Origin of the sequence: Streptomyces sp. NPDC058955 (genome assembly GCF_042741435.1) — a bacterium.
In the GTDB taxonomy this organism is placed as follows: domain Bacteria; phylum Actinomycetota; class Actinomycetes; order Streptomycetales; family Streptomycetaceae; genus Streptomyces.
This window is the reverse complement of the sequence record NZ_JBHYKM010000094.1, coordinates 17,954-34,259: the sequence shown is the minus strand read 5'-3', so window position 1 is coordinate 34,259 and position 16,306 is coordinate 17,954. Positions and strand designations below refer to the sequence as shown.

The 16,306-nt window shown below is 75.8% G+C and carries 13 protein-coding genes; 7 read left to right on the top strand and 6 right to left on the bottom strand.

What is annotated here, in order from left to right:
- Positions 1-1,345: BTAD domain-containing putative transcriptional regulator (locus ACFW1I_RS28590; protein ID WP_384675265.1), on the bottom strand; the 1,345-nt coding region annotated here is incomplete at its 3' end.
- A gap of 130 nt (positions 1,346-1,475) precedes the next feature.
- Here ACFW1I_RS28590 and ACFW1I_RS28585 point away from each other — a divergent pair.
- On the top strand, positions 1,476-3,557 hold the full coding sequence (locus ACFW1I_RS28585; protein ID WP_384675263.1) for a SpoIIE family protein phosphatase: 2,082 nt from the start codon (positions 1,476-1,478) through the stop codon (positions 3,555-3,557).
- A gap of 10 nt (positions 3,558-3,567) precedes the next feature.
- A complete protein-coding gene (locus ACFW1I_RS28580) occupies positions 3,568-4,596 on the top strand; it encodes a PHP domain-containing protein (RefSeq protein ID WP_384675261.1) in 1,029 nt (342 codons plus the stop codon).
- Positions 4,597-4,637: 41 nt separating this feature from the next.
- On the opposite strand, the gene ACFW1I_RS28575 is transcribed toward ACFW1I_RS28580, so the two are convergent.
- Both ACFW1I_RS28575 and ACFW1I_RS28570 read right to left on the bottom strand, forming a co-directional pair.
- Positions 4,638-6,035, bottom strand: coding sequence for an NADP-dependent succinic semialdehyde dehydrogenase (locus tag ACFW1I_RS28575; RefSeq protein ID WP_384675259.1), 1,398 nt, complete (start codon positions 6,033-6,035; stop codon positions 4,638-4,640).
- Between the two features lie 100 nt (positions 6,036-6,135).
- Positions 6,136-6,795, bottom strand: coding sequence for a ThuA domain-containing protein (locus ACFW1I_RS28570; RefSeq protein WP_384675256.1), 660 nt, complete (start codon positions 6,793-6,795; stop codon positions 6,136-6,138).
- A gap of 164 nt (positions 6,796-6,959) precedes the next feature.
- Here ACFW1I_RS28570 and ACFW1I_RS28565 point away from each other — a divergent pair, with 164 nt between their 5' ends.
- Positions 6,960-7,805 carry a DUF3626 domain-containing protein gene (locus tag ACFW1I_RS28565; RefSeq protein ID WP_384675254.1) on the top strand — a complete coding sequence of 282 codons (846 nt, stop codon included), beginning with the start codon at positions 6,960-6,962 and terminating at the stop codon, positions 7,803-7,805.
- Here the strand turns inward: ACFW1I_RS28565 and ACFW1I_RS28560 are convergent.
- On the bottom strand, positions 7,772-8,515 hold the full coding sequence (locus tag ACFW1I_RS28560) for a Type 1 glutamine amidotransferase-like domain-containing protein (RefSeq protein WP_384675252.1): 744 nt from the start codon (positions 8,513-8,515) through the stop codon (positions 7,772-7,774). The two genes, ACFW1I_RS28565 and ACFW1I_RS28560, sit on opposite strands and share 34 nt — an antisense overlap.
- 217 nt (positions 8,516-8,732) lie before the next feature.
- Here ACFW1I_RS28560 and ACFW1I_RS28555 point away from each other — a divergent pair, with 217 nt between their 5' ends.
- Positions 8,733-9,539 carry a class II aldolase/adducin family protein gene (locus tag ACFW1I_RS28555; RefSeq protein WP_384675250.1) on the top strand — a complete coding sequence of 269 codons (807 nt, stop codon included), beginning with the start codon at positions 8,733-8,735 and terminating at the stop codon, positions 9,537-9,539.
- Here the strand turns inward: ACFW1I_RS28555 and ACFW1I_RS28550 are convergent.
- A complete protein-coding gene (locus ACFW1I_RS28550) occupies positions 9,503-10,153 on the bottom strand; it encodes a TetR/AcrR family transcriptional regulator (RefSeq protein WP_384675248.1) in 651 nt (216 codons plus the stop codon). The two genes, ACFW1I_RS28555 and ACFW1I_RS28550, sit on opposite strands and share 37 nt — an antisense overlap.
- A gap of 126 nt (positions 10,154-10,279) precedes the next feature.
- Between ACFW1I_RS28550 and ACFW1I_RS28545 the strand changes: the two genes are divergently transcribed.
- The 3 genes from ACFW1I_RS28545 to ACFW1I_RS28535 all read left to right on the top strand — a co-directional run bounded on the left by ACFW1I_RS28545 (position 10,280) and on the right by ACFW1I_RS28535 (position 14,646).
- Positions 10,280-12,766, top strand: a complete 2,487-nt coding sequence (locus ACFW1I_RS28545; protein ID WP_384675245.1) for an FHA domain-containing protein — start codon at positions 10,280-10,282, stop codon at positions 12,764-12,766.
- A 138-nt stretch (positions 12,767-12,904) separates the two neighbouring features.
- Complete coding sequence (locus ACFW1I_RS28540; protein ID WP_384675243.1) at positions 12,905-13,642, top strand: hypothetical protein; 738 nt, start codon at positions 12,905-12,907, stop codon at positions 13,640-13,642.
- Positions 13,642-14,646, top strand: a complete 1,005-nt coding sequence (locus ACFW1I_RS28535) for a serine/threonine-protein kinase (protein ID WP_384675241.1) — start codon at positions 13,642-13,644, stop codon at positions 14,644-14,646. The genes ACFW1I_RS28540 and ACFW1I_RS28535 overlap by 1 nt, the downstream gene beginning before the upstream one ends.
- A gap of 60 nt (positions 14,647-14,706) precedes the next feature.
- On the opposite strand, the gene ACFW1I_RS28530 is transcribed toward ACFW1I_RS28535, so the two are convergent.
- The gene (locus ACFW1I_RS28530; RefSeq protein ID WP_384675240.1) at positions 14,707-16,104 is read right to left on the bottom strand and encodes a streptophobe family protein; all 1,398 of its coding nucleotides are present in this window, start codon (positions 16,102-16,104) and stop codon (positions 14,707-14,709) included.
- Between the last annotated feature and the right edge of the window lie 202 nt (positions 16,105-16,306).

Here is a 16,306-nt window from a genome sequence, read left to right as displayed (position 1 = left end):
GCCGCCGCACCACCTCCCGCGCCGCCCCCAGGTCCTCCTCCACCACGAACCCCGGCCGCACCGCCGCACCCCGCTCCCCCAGCAACCGCAGCGCCATCCCCTCCGGCAACGGCCCCAACGGCCGCAACCGCTCCCCCGGCACCCCCAACGCCTCCCGGCTCGTCGCCAGGACCCGCACCCCCGGACACCCCGCCAACACCGACTCCGCCAGCCGCGCCACCGCCCCCACCACATGCTCACAGTTGTCCAGGAGCAACAGCAGCCGCCGCCCCGCGCAGTACTCCACCAGCCGGGAGAGCGTGTCGCCGCCGAGGAGTTCGTCGGAGCCCCGGAGCAGCGTCTCGCGGGCGCCGAGGGCGGTGAGGACGGCCTCGGGGACGTCGGACTCCGCGCGTACGGAGGCGAGTTCGGCGAGGTGCACGGCGCCGCCCCCGGTCTGCGCCTCCGCCGCCTCCAGAGCGAGCCTGGTCTTGCCGACGCCACCGGGTCCGAGCAGGGTCACCAGCCGTTCGGTCGTCAAGTCCGCGCCGAGAGCGGCGAGTTCCTCGTCGCGTCCGACGAAGGAGGTGAGCCGGGCGGGCAGCGGCGGGGCCGGCGGGTTCTGCTCCGTCGGGGCGAGCAGATCCTCGTGCAGGGCGCGCAGCTCCGGGCCCGGGTCGGCGCCGAGCTCGTCGGCGAGGGTGCGGCGGACCTCCTCGTACGCGGCCAGCGCCTCGGCGGCCCGGCCCGTGTCCCGCAGCGCCCGGATCCGCAGGGCCTGCAGGGGCTCGTCCAGCGGCCGGCCGGCACAGAGCGCCGTGAGCGGGGCGAGGGCCTCGGCGGCCCGGCCGAGGGCGAGGTCGGCGGCGAGGCGGTCGCGGCGGGCCTCGGTGTGCCGCTGCTCGACGCGCAGGACGAGCGGGTCGGTCGCGCGACCGGGCAGGTCGGCGAGGGCGGGCCCGGCCCACAGGCCCAGGGCCTCGTCCAGCAGCTCCGCCGCCCGCCCCGCGTCCCCGGCGGCGAGCGCCGCCGACCCGTCGGCCGCCAGCCGCTCGAACCGGAACAGATCGACGTCCTTACGGTCCGCCCCGAGCCGGTAGCCGCCCGGGCCGGAGACGACCGTGTCGGGGCCGAGGGTCCTGCGGAGCCGGGCGACGAGGGCCTGGAGCGCGGCGGTGGGGTCCTCGGGGCCGGTGGTGTCCTCGGCCCACACCCGGTCGGCGAGGGCGGCCGCCGCGACGGGCCGGCCCCCGGCGGCGGCGAGCGCGGCGTAGAGGGCGGCGAGGCGGGCACCGCGCACCGGGCCCTCCGTGCCGTCGGCGTGCGGGGCACGACCGGGACCGAGGACGCGGTGACGAGGCTGCACCGCCCCATTCTGCCCCGGCCGCCGGCCCGCCCCGGCGCCGCCGCGGGGGCCGCTCCGGCGGACGGCGCGCCCGCGCCACGCCGTGTCGCAGCCATGGCGTCCGCGGGGTGCGGGTTCGACAATGGGGAGGATGACCGATGACGATCCGCGTGGGCGCAGTGGCGGGATCGGGCCCGCCGAGTGGCTCGCCATGAACCGGACCGGCAGCTTCGACTGGGACCTCGACACGGGCAGCATCGATGTCGACGCCTCCGGGCTGCTGGTCTTCGGCGTGTCCCCGGAGGCCTTCGACGGGCGGCCGACGACCCTGGTGGAGCGGCTCGACCCGGCGGAGCGGATGCGGCTGGACCGGGTGGTGCGGGCCGCGGTGACCGGCGGTGACACCTCGTACAGCACCCACTTCCCGATCCCGCAGGACGACGGGACACCCCATTGGACGCATGTGCTGGCGCGGATCCTGCGGGACGCGGAGGGGCGGGCGCACCGGATCGTGGGGGCGGTGCGGGACACCACCGCCGAGGTGTCGCACGCGGCCTTCGTGCAGCAGCTGGAGAAGCGCCGCGAGATGCAGACGAGCATCGTCGAGCGGACCACGCACGCGCTGTCGCGGGCGGTGACGGTGGACGACGTGACGGCCGCGCTGACGGGGCCGGGCGGCCTCGCGCGGCTGGGCGCGGACGGGCTGGCGCTGGGGCTGGTCGAGAACGGTTCGCTGAACGTGATCGCGCTCAGCGGGGACTCCCTGGAAGTGCTGGACGGGCTGCGGATGCGGCGGCTCGACCACGGGCTGCCGCTGGCCGACGCGGTGCTGAGCGGCCGGCCGCGGTTCGTGTCCTCGTTCGCCGCGCTGGGGCGGGACTTCCCGGAGCTGGCCCCGTATCTGGGGCGGCTGCCGTTCCGGGCGGCCTGCTATCTGCCGCTGGTGGCGCAGGCGCGCTCGCTGGGCGGGATGGCGCTGTTCTACCGGGGGCGGACGGCGTTCACGGCCGACGAGCGGAACCTGGCCCTCGGCCTCGCGGCGATCGTCGCCCAGTCGCTCCAGCGGGCGATCCTCTTCGACGAGGAGCGGGAGCTGGCCACCGGTCTCCAGGAGACGATGCTGCCGCGCCGGATCCCGGAGATCTCCGGCGGGGAGATCGCGGTCCGGTACCACGCGGCGTGGAGCGGGCGGCAGGTCGGCGGGGACTGGTACGACGTGATCGCGCTGCCGCGCGGCCGGGTGGGGATCGTCGTCGGCGACGTGCAGGGGCACGACACCCACGCGGCCGCGATCATGGGCCAGTTGCGGATCGCGCTGCGGGCGTACGCGGGCGAGGGCCACGCCCCGTCCACGGTGCTCGCCCGGGCCTCCCGCTTCCTCGCGGAGCTGGACACCAACCGCTTCGCGACCTGCACCTACGCGCAGGTGGACCTGGCGAGCGGGACGGTGCGGGCGGTGCGGGCCGGGCATCTGGGGCCGCTGATCCGGCACACCGACGGGCGGGTGGGGCAGCCCAAGCTGCGCGGCGGGATGCCGCTCGGGCTCGCCACCGTGTTCGGCGAGGAGGAGTTCCCGGAGACCCGGCTCGACCTGGTGCCGGGCGAGACGCTGGTGCTGTGCACGGACGGTCTGGTGGAGCAGCCCGGCACCGACATCGAGGCGGGGCTCGCGGCCCTGTCGGAGGCGGTGAGCAGCGGGCCGCCGCAGGCGGAGGCGCTGGCCGACCACCTCTCGGAGCGGCTGTGGGAGCGGTGGGGTTCGGGGGACGACGTGGCGCTCCTGGTGCTGCGGCGGAGTCCGGACCCGGGGACGCCGCGGGCGCCGCGCATCCACCAGTACATCCACCAGGCCGATCCGCAGGGCCTCTCGGACGCGCGGCTGGCCGTGGGTCAGGCGCTGCGGGACTGGGGGATGCCGGAACTCGCGGACGACGCCGAGCTGTTGACGGGCGAGCTGCTGGTGAACGTGCTGCTGCACACCGAGGGCGGCGCGGTGCTCACTCTGGAGGTGCTGCCGGAGCCGGTGCGGCGGGTGCGGCTGTCGGTGCAGGACCGGTCGAGCGCCTGGCCCCGTCGGCGTACGCCGGGCGAGGCGGCGACGTCGGGCCGGGGGCTGCTCCTGATGGACGCGCTGGCCTCGCGCTGGGGCGTGGAGCCGCGCGGCGAGGGCAAGGCGGTGTGGTGCGAGATCGGTCCGGCGCCGGTGGGCGCGGACGCGTCGGGCGGCGGCTGAGGAGCCGGGCATGGACCCTGTGGCGGCGTTGAACCGGATCGCGTTCCTGCTGGAGCGCGGCGGCGGTCCGGCCTATCGGGCGCGGGCCTTCCGTACGGCCGCCGCGGCGGTGGAGGCCCTGCCGGCGGGCGAGGCGGAGCGGCGGGCGGCGGCGGGCACGCTGGAGTCCCTGAAGGGGGTCGGGCCGAAGACGGCCGGGGTGGTGCGGGAGGCGCTGGAGGGCCGGGTGCCGGACTATCTGGCCGATCTGGAGGAGCGGCTGGCGGAGTCGCTGGAGGTGGAGCCGGCGGAACCGGGCGGCGGGCGGGAGCTGCGGGCGGCGCTGCGCGGCGACTGCCACCTCCACTCGGACTGGTCGGACGGCGGGGCGTCGATCGAGGCGATGGGCAGGGCGGCGATCGAACTGGGCCACGACTGGGCGGTGCTGACGGACCATTCGCCGCGGCTGACGGTGGCCCGGGGCCTGTCGCCCGAGCGGCTGCGGGAGCAACTGGACGTGGTGGCCGGGCTGAACGAGCGGTGGGCGCCCTTCCGGCTGCTCACCGGCATCGAGTGCGACATCCTCGACGACGGCTCGCTCGACCAGGAGCCCGAACTCCTCGACCGGCTGGACCTGGTGGTCGGCTCGGTCCACTCCAAGCTGCGGATGGACGCGCGGGCGATGACCCGGCGGATGGAGACCGCGGTGCGGAACCCGCTGATGGACGTCCTCGGCCACTGCACCGGCCGGCTGGTCGCGGGCGGGCGGCTGCGGCCCGAGTCGGAGTTCGACGCGGAGCGGGTGTTCGCGGCGTGCGCGGAGGCGGGGACGGCGGTGGAGATCAACAGCCGTCCGGAGCGGCTGGACCCGCCGCGGCGGCTGCTGCGGCTCGCCGTGGAGGCGGGGGCGTATCTGGCGGTCGACACGGACGCCCACGCGCCGGGCCAGCTGGCCTGGCAGATCCTCGGCTGCGCGCGGGCGGAGGAGTGCGGCGTGCCGGCCGAGCGGGTGATCGACACGTGGGACGCCGACCGGCTGCTGGCGTGGACGCGGGAGTAGGCGCGTGGACGCGGGAGCCGGGCGGGACGCGGCGGGGAGGGTCAGGCGCGCTGCCAGACCGTCGTGACGTTGCAGAACTCCTTGATGCCGTGGCCGGACAGCTCGCGCCCGTAGCCCGAGCGCTTGACGCCGCCGAAGGGGAGCGCGGGGTGGGAGGCGGTCATGCCGTTGACGAAGACGCCGCCGGCCTGGAGGTCGCGGACGAAGAAGTCGACGTCCTCGTCGCGGCGGGTCCACACGTTGGAACTGAGTCCGAACGGCGAGTCGTTGGCGACCGCCACCGCCTCCTCCGCGTCCCGGACGGCGTAGACCGTGGCGACGGGGCCGAAGGTCTCCTCCTGGTGGATCCGCATGGCGGGGGTGATGCCGGTGAGGACGGTGGGCCGGTAGTACCAGCCGCGGGCCAGCTCCGGCTCCTCCGGACGGTGGCCGCCGCACAGCGCGGTGGCGCCGAGCCGGACCGCGTCGTCGACGAGTTCCTCCAGGTCGGCGCGGCCCTTCTCGGTGGCGAGCGGGCCGACGTCGGTGGACTCGTCGAGCGGGTCGCCGACGGTGAGGGCGTTCATGGCCGCGGTGAACCGCTCGGTGAAGTCCTCGTACACGTCCTCGTGGACGATGAACCGCTTGGCGGCGATGCAGGACTGGCCGTTGTTCTGCACGCGCGCGGTGACGGCGGTCTTCACGGCCCGGACGATGTCCGCGGAGGGCATCACGATGTACGGGTCGCTGCCGCCGAGCTCCAGGACGGTCTTCTTGACGACGTCTCCGGCGACGGAGGCGACGGCCCGGCCGGCCGGTTCGCTGCCGGTGAGCGTGGCGGCGGCGACCCGGGGGTCGCGGAGCACCGCCTCGACGTCGCCGGAGCCGATCAGCAGGGTCTGGAAGCAGCCGTCGGGGTAGCCGGCGCGGCGGAACAGGTCGCCGAGGTAGAGCGCGGTCCTGGGCACGTTGGAGGCGTGCTTGAGGAGTCCGGTGTTGCCGGCCATGAGGGCGGGCGCGGCGAAGCGGATCACCTGCCAGAGGGGGAAGTTCCACGGCATGACGGCGAGGACCGGGCCGAGCGGCCGGTAGTGGACGCGGGCCCGGTCGGCGCCCGAGTCCCGGACGTCGCTCTCGGCCGGGTGCTCGTCGGCGAGCAGTTCCTCGGCGTGCTTGGCGTACCAGCGCATGGCCTTGGCGCACTTGCCGGCCTCGGCGCGGGAGGCGGTGAGGGGCTTGCCCATCTCCAGCGTCATGGTGCGGGCGATGTCCTCGGTGTCCTCGTCGAGGAGGGTGGCCGCGGCGCGCAGCAGGCGGGCCCGCTCGGCGAAGGGCGTGGTGCGCCAGTGGCGGAACGCCTCGTGGGCGGCGGCGACGCGCCGCTCCACCTCGTCGGGTCCGTGCGCGTCGTAGGTGCGCAGCGTCTCGCCGGTGGCGGGGTTCACGGTGGCGATGGCCATGGCCTACTCCTCCTGCTTCGGCCCCCACGGGAAACCTCCCGCTTCCGGCGCCGTGGCGCAAGGGGGGCGGGTGCGGTGGGGTGACGCACGCGCGCGTGGGTCAGTCGAGGAGCCAGGTCAGGGCCCCGTCGAGGTGGGCGCGGAAGGCGGGGTCGCGGTACGCCTCCGGGGCGTGGCCGAGGGCGGTGAAGAGGAAGCGGCCCGCGTCGACGGTCCGGCACCAGGCGATCGGGTGGTCGTCGCCGAGCGTGCCGCCCCGGTACGCGGATTCGTCGGCGCGCAGCAGGACGCGGACGCCCGCGGCGCGCGGGTGGGAGGTGTACTCGTACCACTCGTCCGTCCACTCCCAGCGAGCCGGCAGCGGCGCGCAGGCGGGATGGTCGGCGTCCTCGACGAGGACGGCGCCGGGCTGCAGCGGGGGGTGGCCGGCGAAGCGGGTGCCGAGGAGCTCGCCGTAGAAGGGCCAGTCGGGTTCGGCGTTGGCGGCGGCGTGGACCGCGAGCAGGGCGCCGCCGCCGCGCAGGTACGCCTCCAGGGCGGTGCGGCCCTCCGGGGTGAGGACGGTGCCGGTGGTGGAGAGCAGGACGACGAGGGCGCGGCCGGCGAGGCCGGCGGTGGTGAAGGCGGCGGGGTCCTCGGTGGCCTCGGCGGTGAGCCCCCGGCCGGCGGCGAGGGCGGCGAGGGCGGCGGCGCCGTCGGGGATGGACTCGTGCCGGTACCCGGCGGTGCGGGTGTAGACGAGGACGTCGGGGGTGGGCACGGGGGCTCCTGGGGTGCGGGACGGACGGGCCGGGGACGGGCGGGCGGCGCGGCAGGGCGGGGGCCGGCGACGCGGCGGGCAAGCGCTTTCCCCCCTCCGTGGCGTGACCGTAGCCAGCGAAAACCCCGTACCGCAAGCCCGCCGCGTCCGGCAGACTCCCCCGCATGACGACGCTTCCCGCACCCCACGCCGCCCCTCCCGCGCTCCACGCCACGGCCCGGAAGGCGCTGGCGCACGTGGAGGCCCTCGCGTCCGGCGGGCCGATGGACCCGGCGCTGCGCGTCACGCTCAACTTCCACCCGCACTTCCTGGACCGGCTGGCCGACGAGGGCGTCTACCGCTCCCAGTTCGTCACCGGCACCAGCAACGGCGGGCTCACCGCCCGCCCCGGCGGCGACCGCTGGCGCTGGGAGAGCCGGATCTTCGGCGGCGCCTACGACGAGGCCCCGGCCCACGAACGGCCCGTCTACGGGGCCCTGGACTTCCGCCGCCGCCCCTACGGCGCCGCCCCCCGCTTCGGCTCCGCCCACCTGCGGCTGACCCCGGCGGCCACCGCCCGGACGACCTTCTGCTACCCGGACAGCTTCCTGGAGCCCGAGGACTTCGGAGTGGCGTCCCGGATGGCACTGGTCGCCCTGGCGGAGGCGGACGACCAGGACCTGTTGGACGACTACGTGGAGGCGCAGGTCCACGGCCCGGTCGAACTCGCGCGGGACGTGGAGGCGCTGGTCCTGGACCCGAGCCACCGGGGCACCGCCGTGGAGGCGGCGGCCCGCAGGCTGCCGTGCCCCGTCGAGTGGCACGGCGGCTTCCGCCTCACGGTCGCCGAACTCCGCCGCCACCCGGACTTCCGCGGCCCCGAGTACGTCGAGCTGGGCGCCCGCATCGCCGTCGACGGCCTCCTGGACCCCCGGATCGTCCAGGACGCGTCCCTGTCGGGGGCGTACGACCCCCAGGACGTCAAGAAGGTCTGGCACTACCTGGCCCGCTTCGGCGCGCCCTCCTCCTGACCCAGGCGCCGCGCGGGCACGGCACGCTCCAGGACTCCCCCGCCGCCGTCCGGCTCCACCCGGTACAGGCGGGCCTCCGCCCGCCGGCTCACCACGTCCACGGGCGTGCCCCCGGCGAAGAGGACGCCCACGCCGTCCTCCACGGCCCATCCGGCCGGCAGCGCGCCGCCGGCCACGGCGGCCCGGTACGAGGGGCGGCGGCCCGGCTCCCCGTCGTAGTGCGGGCAGACCGAGCCGGGCAGCAGCCCCAGGCCGTCCGGCAGGTGGCTCAGCGGCCCGAAGGAGTCGGTGTGCGAGGCGTCGGCCCAGCAGTTGGCTCCCGCGCTGATGCCGCTCAGCAGCGTGCCGCGCTCCAGCGCCTCCCGCAGGATCCGGTCCACCCCGTGCGCGCGCCAGACGGCCAGCAGGTTCGCGGTGTTGCCGCCGCCGACGTAGACGACGTCCTGCGCGAGGAGGAAGGCGCGCAACTCCCGGTCGTCGGCCTCGCGACGGAAGAGCGGGAGCACGGAGGGCGTGCATGCGCGGGGCCGGAACGCGGCGAGGAACCGCTCGACGTACCCCGGGGCGTCACCGCTCGCCGTGGGGACGAAGCACACCCGGGGCCGCGCCACGCGCGCGTGGCCGAGCAGCCAGTCGTCCAGGAGCCCGTCGTCGTCGGTCGAGAAGCCGCCGCCGAGGAGGGCCAGCCGGGGCTCGGGGACGTCGGACATGGTCGGCCTCTCCTTCGTGCGGGTACGCGCGCGTGGGGCCACCCTGCCCGGCGGGTGCGGGCGGGCGCCAGCGCATTGCGGCCCGGCACGGGGATTCGGCGGTCCGGCGCGGGGATTCGGCGGTCCGGCGCGGGCGTTCGATGCATTGATGGATCGGATGCGTCGCTGTATCTTTTCGGCTCGCCGCGCACCCTCCCCCGCACCCCCTGGAGTCGCCATGAGCACCGTGCCGCCCGCCCTCGCCGCCGCCGTGGGACCGCTGCCCGACGGGGTGGAGCTGCCGCTGCCGCCGTCCTTCGAGAGCGTCGAGGAGGAGCGCCGGTACCGCAAGGAGCAGCTCGCCGCCGGGTTCCGGATCTTCGGTCGGTTCGGCTTCTCGGAGGGGGTCGCCGGGCACATCACCGTGCGGGATCCGGGGGACCCGGACGCCTTCTGGGTCAACCCGTTCGGGATGAGCTTCAGCCAGATCAAGGCGTCCGACCTGATCCTCGTCGACCACGAGGGGCGGGTCCTGGAGGGGCGCAGGCCGGTGAACCGGGCCGCGTTCGTCATCCACTCGCGGGTGCACGCGGCCCGCCCCGACGCGGTCGCGGCGGCGCACTCGCACTCCCTGCACGGGAAGGCGTTCTCCAGCCTGGGCGTCCCGCTGGACCCGATCACCCAGGACGCCTGCGCGTTCTTCGAGGACCACGGCGTCTACGACGACTACCGGGGCGTGGTCAACGAGACCGAGGAGGGCGAGCGGGTCGCCAAGGCGCTCGGCGCGTACAAGGCTGTGATCCTCAAGAACCACGGGCTGCTGACGGTGGGCCACTCGGTCGCCGAGGCTGTCTGGTGGTTCGTCACCATGGAGCGGTCCTGCCAGGCGCAGCTCCTGGCCATGGCGGCCGGGACGCCGCACCTCATCGACCGGGAGACGGCGCTGCTCACCCGGGGCCAGATCGGCGGCCACCTGGCCGGCTGGTTCCAGGCCCGGCCGCTGTGGGATCAGATCGAGGCGTCCGACCCGGACCTGTTCGGCTGAGGCGGCGGCGCCGGGCGGGTGGAGACCTCCAGGAGCGGGGGCAGGAACTGCCGCTCCAGGTCGCCCGGCGGCAGCGCCTCCGGCTCCACGTAGCTCTGCGCCAGGCCGCCCTCGCGCAGGGCGATGAGGAGCCGGGCGAACCGGTCGGCGTCCACGGTCAGTTCGCGGCCCGCCCGACGCAGCACGAGGGTGAGGCCGCGGGCGATCTCGGCCCGCAGCCGCTCGTCGTGCCGGGCCAGCACCCACGCCGCCTGCGGGTCGCGGATGGCGTGCAGGGTGAACTCGGTGGTGACCAGGTACCAGTCGCGCTCGTCCGGCTCGATGGTCGCGGCCAGCTCCGCGAGCCGCGCAAGGGTGTACTCCTCCGCGGTGAGCGCGTCGATGGACGCGGCGAGCCGTCGCACGGTCCGCTCGCTGTGCTCGTCGAACAGGGCGAGGAACAGCTCTTCCTTGCTGGCGAAGTTCGAGTAGTACGCACCCCGCGTGTACCCGGCGCGCTCGCAGATCTGCTCGATCGTGGTGGCGTGGAAACCGTGCTCGGCGAAGGTCTCCAGCGCGGCCTTCAGCAGCGCCGCCCGGGTGCGCGGCCGCCGTCTCGTGACACCTTTCGGCACGTCCGCGTCCTCCCGTCGCTCCGGCGCCGCTCCCCGCGGCCCCGGCGCCCACCCTACCCGCGCGCCGCACCCCGCCCCAGGCCCGGGCGCCGGGCGGGCGCGGGCACCGGCGGATAGGATTCACGCATGGGAGAGCGGCCGGTCGCGCCCGCCGCACCCGGCCTGGTCCTGCTCGTCGACGGGGTCTCGACGCGGATGGACCCGGGCCGCGTCTACCGCGTCGGGCGTGACCCCACCAGCGACGTCGTGCTCTCGGACGCCCGGGCGTCCTGGCACCACGCGGTGCTCCGCGCCACCGGCGGCCAGTGGACGCTCGCCGACGAGGACAGCACGAACGGCACCTACGCCGACGGCGTGCGGGTGCGGCTTCCCCGGGTCGTCGGCCCGGGCACGGTGGTCCGCTTCGGGCACCCGCAGGACGGGCCCCGCGCGGTCCTCACCTCGCCCCCGGGCGAGGCACCTCCCCCGCCCCCGCCCCCACCGCCGCCCGCCGAGCACCGGCCCGCGGCCGACGAGGACGCCGGTGCCCCACCCGGCTCCTCCGCGATCGCCGCCGCCGCGGAGCCCGTACGGGACGGTGTGGCGCGGCCCGCGCGGGTGTCGCGGCCCGGGGCCACGGGGACCTTCCGGCGGCCCACGGCGGTGCGGCCGCTGCCGGAGCACACCGTGCGGATCGGGCGGGCGCCGGACAACGACGTCGTCGTCGCCGACCTGGTGGTCTCCCGGCACCACGCGGAACTCCTCGCCCGCCCCGACGGCACCTACTGGATCCACGACCTCGGCAGCCACAACGGCACCTTCCTCAACGGGCGGCCCGTCGTCGAGCCGGTACGGGTCACGGCCGACGACATCGTCGGCATCGGCCGCAGCGCGTTCTGCCTGGCGGGCGGGCAGCTCGTCGAGTTCACCGACACCGGCGAGATCTCCCTCGACGTGCAGGAACTCGCCGTCACCGTCGACCACGGCCGCAAGACCCTCCTCGACGGGGTGTCCTTCCCGGTCGGCGAGAAGACGCTGCTCGCGGTGGTCGGCCCGTCCGGGGCCGGCAAGTCCACCCTCCTCGGCGCGCTCACCGGCCAGCGGCCCGCCGACCGGGGCACGGTCCTCTACGACGGCCGCGACCTCTACCGGGACTACGCCGAGCTGCGCCAGCGCATCGGGCTCGTCCCGCAGGACGACATCCTGCACCTCCAGCTGACCGTCCGGCGCGCCCTCTCGTACGCCGCCGAGCTCCGCTTCCCCGGCGACACCGCGGCCTCCGAGCGGCACGCGCGCGTGGCGGAGGTGATCGGCGAACTGGGGCTCGCCGAACGGGCCGACCAGCCGATCCACAGCCTCTCCGGCGGGCAGCGCAAACGGGTCAGCGTCGCCCTCGAACTGCTGACGAAGCCGTCCCTGCTCTTCCTCGACGAGCCGACCTCGGGCCTCGACCCGGGCATGGACCGCTCGGTGATGCACATGCTGCGCGGGCTCGCCGACGACGGCCGCACGGTCGTCGTGGTCACCCACAGCGTGCTCAGCCTGGACGTCTGCGACCGGCTCCTGGTGCTCGCCCCCGGCGGCCGGGTCGCCTACTACGGGCCGCCCGGCGACACCCTGTCCTTCTTCGGCTTCGACCAGTGGCCGGAGGCGTTCGAGGCCTTCGAGACGGAACGGGACCGGGACTGGGCGGGGCAGTACCGGGACTCCCGCTTCCACCGGCGGTACATCGAGGACGCGACGGTCCGGCCGTACGCGCCCGTGGCCGGCGACGGGGCCGCGGGAGCGCCCGCCGCCGCCCAGGCGCCGCCGCCGAAGCCGCAGAGCTGGGGCGGGCAGCTGCGCACCCTGGTGCGGCGCTACACCGCCGCGCTCGCCGCCGACCGCACCTTCCTCGCCATCATGGTCGCCCTGCCGTTCGTGATGGGCGCCATGGCCCGGGCCCTCTCCGAGGGCAGCCTGGGCCCCGAGTCCACCCTCAACGTGCTGCTCATCCTGTGCGTCGGCGGGGTGCTCACCGGCGCGGCCAACGCGGTCCGCGAGCTGGTGAAGGAGCGCACGATCTACCGCCGGGAGAGAGCCGTCGGCCTGTCCCGCTCCGCCTACCTCGCCTCCAAGGTCGTCGTCCTCGGCACGGTCACCGTCGTCCAGGCGGTCGTGCTGACCCTGGTCGCTCTGGTCGGCGTGCCGCTCAACGTGCCCGACGGCAAGGGCGTGCTGATGCCCCCGCTGATCGAGATCACGCTCGCGGTCGCCCTGCTGGCCTTCACCGCGATGATGCTCGGCCTGCTGGTGTCGGCGCTGGTCCGCAAGGAGGAGGTGACGATGCCGCTGCTCGTCCTCCTCGCGATCGTCCAGGTGGTGTTCTGCGGGGCGCTGCTGAACGTGCGCGGGACCCCGGTGCTTGAGCAGCTGGCCTGGCTGGTGCCGTCGCGGTGGGCGTTCGCCGCGATGGGGGCGACCATCGACATCGGGGCGGTGGCGCCGAGCGAGAAGACGGCCGATCCGCTGATGGACCACACGGCGTCGGCGTGGCTCTTCGACATGGGCATGCTGGTCGTGCTCTGTCTGGCGCTCGGGCTGGCCGTGGCCCGGCTGCTGCGCCGTCACGAACCCGTCGTCATGCGCCGCTGACCGCGATCTGGAGGTGGGGCTGTGACCGTTCCCGACCCCGTTTCGGACATCGGATCCGATCGCCGGGATAGTGGATCCAATCTCAGGGATATTGGATCCGATCCCGGCTACGCGTCCGACTTCCGGCCGACGCACGTCGTGCCGCGCGGCGGGCTGTCCGCCTGGCAGGCGCCCGACCCGGGTTACCCGACGGTCCCGCTGGACGCCTTCCTGCCGGTGCGGCTGGTGGAGCGGACGGGTGACTGGGGGCGGGTGCTGTGCTCCAACGGCTGGCAGGCGTGGGTGGACGCACGGCTGCTGGTCACGGTCCCCGACGACCCTCCGGCGGCCGGTTCCGCGCTCGCCCGGACGGCCGACCCGCGCCCGCTCATCGCACGCGCCGAGGACGCCCTGGGCCGGTACCGGCGGGCGGTGGAGGAGCTGGCGGCGGGCCGGGCGGACGGGGAGACCTTCCGACGGCGCACGCGCGGGCTGCGGGTCGGGATGGTCGTCGACGGCGAGTCGGTCTGGCTGTACGACGCCGAGCACGAACGCTGGGTGTACTGCGACGGGGTGGGCCTGACGACGTACGCGGCGGCGTCGGGGCCCTCCCGGACGGCCGAGGAGGCCGGGGCCCCGGCGGCAGCGGAGCTTGTACGTGAGCCTTCGCGCGAACCCGAATCCGAACCCGAACCCGAGCCCGAAGCCGAGCCCGTGCCCTCGGGTGGGGCCGAGGGCGGGGCCGCGCCGGAGACCGAGCCCGTGCCGGAGGCGCGGCCGGCGCCGGTCGCGTACGAGCCGACGCAGGTGGTGCCGCAGGTCGATCCGGCGGTGGCGGCCGGGCCGCCGCCGACGCGGGTCGTGAGCCGGCCGCCCGACGCGGAGGGCGAGCGCTGATGGCGGGCGCGGGCGCCGGCGGGGCGCGGGACACCGGCTTCCCTGCGGGACGGCCCTCGGGGCTCGTCGGCAAGGAGATCGCGGGCTACCGGGTGGAGGCCGAGATCGGGCGCGGCGGGATGGCCGTCGTGTACCGGGCCCGGGACCTGCGGCTCGACCGGACCGTGGCGCTGAAGCTGCTGGCGCCGGAGCTGGCGCGCAACGACACCTTCCGGAAGCGGTTCGCGCACGAGTCGCGGGTGGCGGCGTCGATCGACCACCCGCACATCGTGCCGGTCTTCGAGGCGGGCGAGACGGAGGGGGTCCTGTACATCGCCATGCGGTACGTGGCGGGGCAGGACCTGGTGGCGCTGCTGGCCCGGGAGGGGCCGCTGCCGCCGGCGACGGCGGGCCGGATCGCGGCCCAGGTGGCGTCGGCGCTGGACGCGGCGCACGCGCACGACCTGGTGCACCGGGACGTGAAGCCGGGGAACATCCTGGTCGCCGAGGGCACCGACCGGGAGCATCCGGAGCACGTCTACCTCACGGACTTCGGGCTGACGAAGAAGTCGCTGTCGCTGACCGGGTTCACGACGGTGGGCGAGTTCGTGGGCACGCTGGACTACGTGGCGCCGGAGCAGATCTCGGGGAAGCCGGTGGACGGGCGCTGTGACGTGTACAGCCTGGCCTGCGTGGTCTTCGAGACGCTGTGCGGGGTGCCGCCGTTCCGCCGGGACACCGACTGGGCGGTGCTGTGGGCGCAGCAGTACGACCCTCCGCCGCCGCTGGCCGAGCACCGGCCGGGGCTGCCGGAGGCGGCGGACGCGGTGTTCGCGCGGGCGCTGGCGAAGACGCCGGAGGAGCGGTACGGGACGTGCCTGGAGTTCGTCGCGGAGCTGCGGGCGGCCCTCGCGCGCGTGCCGGGCGGTCCGGTCGCGGTGACCGGGGCGGGGCAGCGCACGCCGGGCCCGCCGCCGGAGCCACCGGGGTGGGCGCGGCCGGTGTTCCGGCGGCTCGGGGAGTAGCGGCGCGGCTCGGGGAGCAGGCGGTGGCCCGCGTCGGGCGGTCCTCGGACGGGACCCGCGTCAGCCCTCGGAGACTTCGGAGTCTTCGGAGTCTTCGGAGTCTTCGGAGTCTTCGGAGGGGAGCTGGCCGTGGTGGCGGGTGCGGGTGGCGAGGAGGCCGCCCAGGAAGCCGGCGACGAGGCCCCAGAGGAGCGCGAGGCCGACCGTGCGCCACACGTCGGGCCGGAGCACGACCTCGCCGCCGAGCGCCGCGAGGTCGCCGATGCCGAGGATCGAGAGGCCGAAGCGCGCCTCGACCAGGGTGAGGGGCGCGACGGCCAGCATGGTGAGGGCGAAGGCGACGCCCACGTGCAGGGCGTGCTGCCAGGGCCGGACCCGGGCCGGGGAGCGTACGGCGGCGACGAAGGCCGCGGCGAGGACGAGGACGGCGGCGATGGGCAGCAGCCACCAGGCGCGTCCGTCCTCGGCGGCGAGCGAGGACAGGTCGACCGTGGACAGGCCGGAGCCGTCGCCGCCGCGCAGCACGGCGTCGAGGATCTGCGGCATGGGCAGGCCGAAGGGACCCTCGACGGTGCCCTCCCAGGAGCCGCCGATGCCGACGCCGAGGGCGAGCCAGCTGACGTTGGGCAGGCCGAGGAGGAGGACGGCGAACGTCTCGGCGGCGTGCCCCTTGGTGGCGGCGACGACCAGGCCGATGACGAGGCCCACGGCGACGTACGCGAGCAGCAGCAGGAGCATCGCCGAGGCGGCGGGCCGGACGGCCTCCTGGTACCGCAGCACGCGCGCGGGGAGGGCGCTGCGGCGGGAGACGAGGAGGGCGACCAGCAGGACGCCGAGGATCCACAGGAGGCCGTAGCCGAGGGTCGCTCCGACGACGGTGCGGAAGCCGACGGTGGGGTCGGTCGCGTCGAGGAGTTCGCCGAAGAGGTCGGCGAGGGGTTCCTGGGAGTCGCCGACGCCGAGGGTGAGGGGGAAGTCGTGGCGGGCGACGGCGCAGAGCCCGGCGAGCACGGCCAGCCACAGCGCGACGACGGCCCCGGCCCGGGCCGCGTGGTCGCCGGCCCGGGCCACCGCGTGGTGGCGCAGCGGGCGGAGGAAGACGGCGCCGGTGACGAGCGCGCCGACGAGGGTGACGGTGAGGGGCATCGCGGTCAGTTCGCCCTCGGTGCCGGCGAACGCGCCGGCCGAGCCGGTGATCTCGACCTGGCCGCCGGCGGCCATGACCACGACGGCGGCCAGGACGGCGGCGAAGCCTCCGGGGAGGTCGGCGGCGCCGGCCGCCCAGAGGCCGAGGGCGGCGGTGACGCCCATGGCGACATAGCCGGCGACGACGGCGGCGAGGGCCTGGACGGCGACGCGGAGCCCCGTCCGGACAGGGTCGCCGCCCGGGGCGCCGGGGGTGCCCGGTGCGGCGGCGGGGGGCGGGGTGCTGGGGAGCCGACTGCTCACCCTGCCCACGCTAGTCCGGCCCGGGCGGCTCCGCCTGCGGATGGCGGCCGTCCGGCGATCGACAGGCGTCCGGACGGTCGGCGGGCGTCCGGCGATCGACTGGCGTCGGACGGTCGGCGGGCGTCCGGACGGTCGGCGGGCGTCCGGACGGTCGGCGGGCGTCGCCGCGGCGGTGACACTGCGTGAACACGACCCCATACGAGGCATCCCT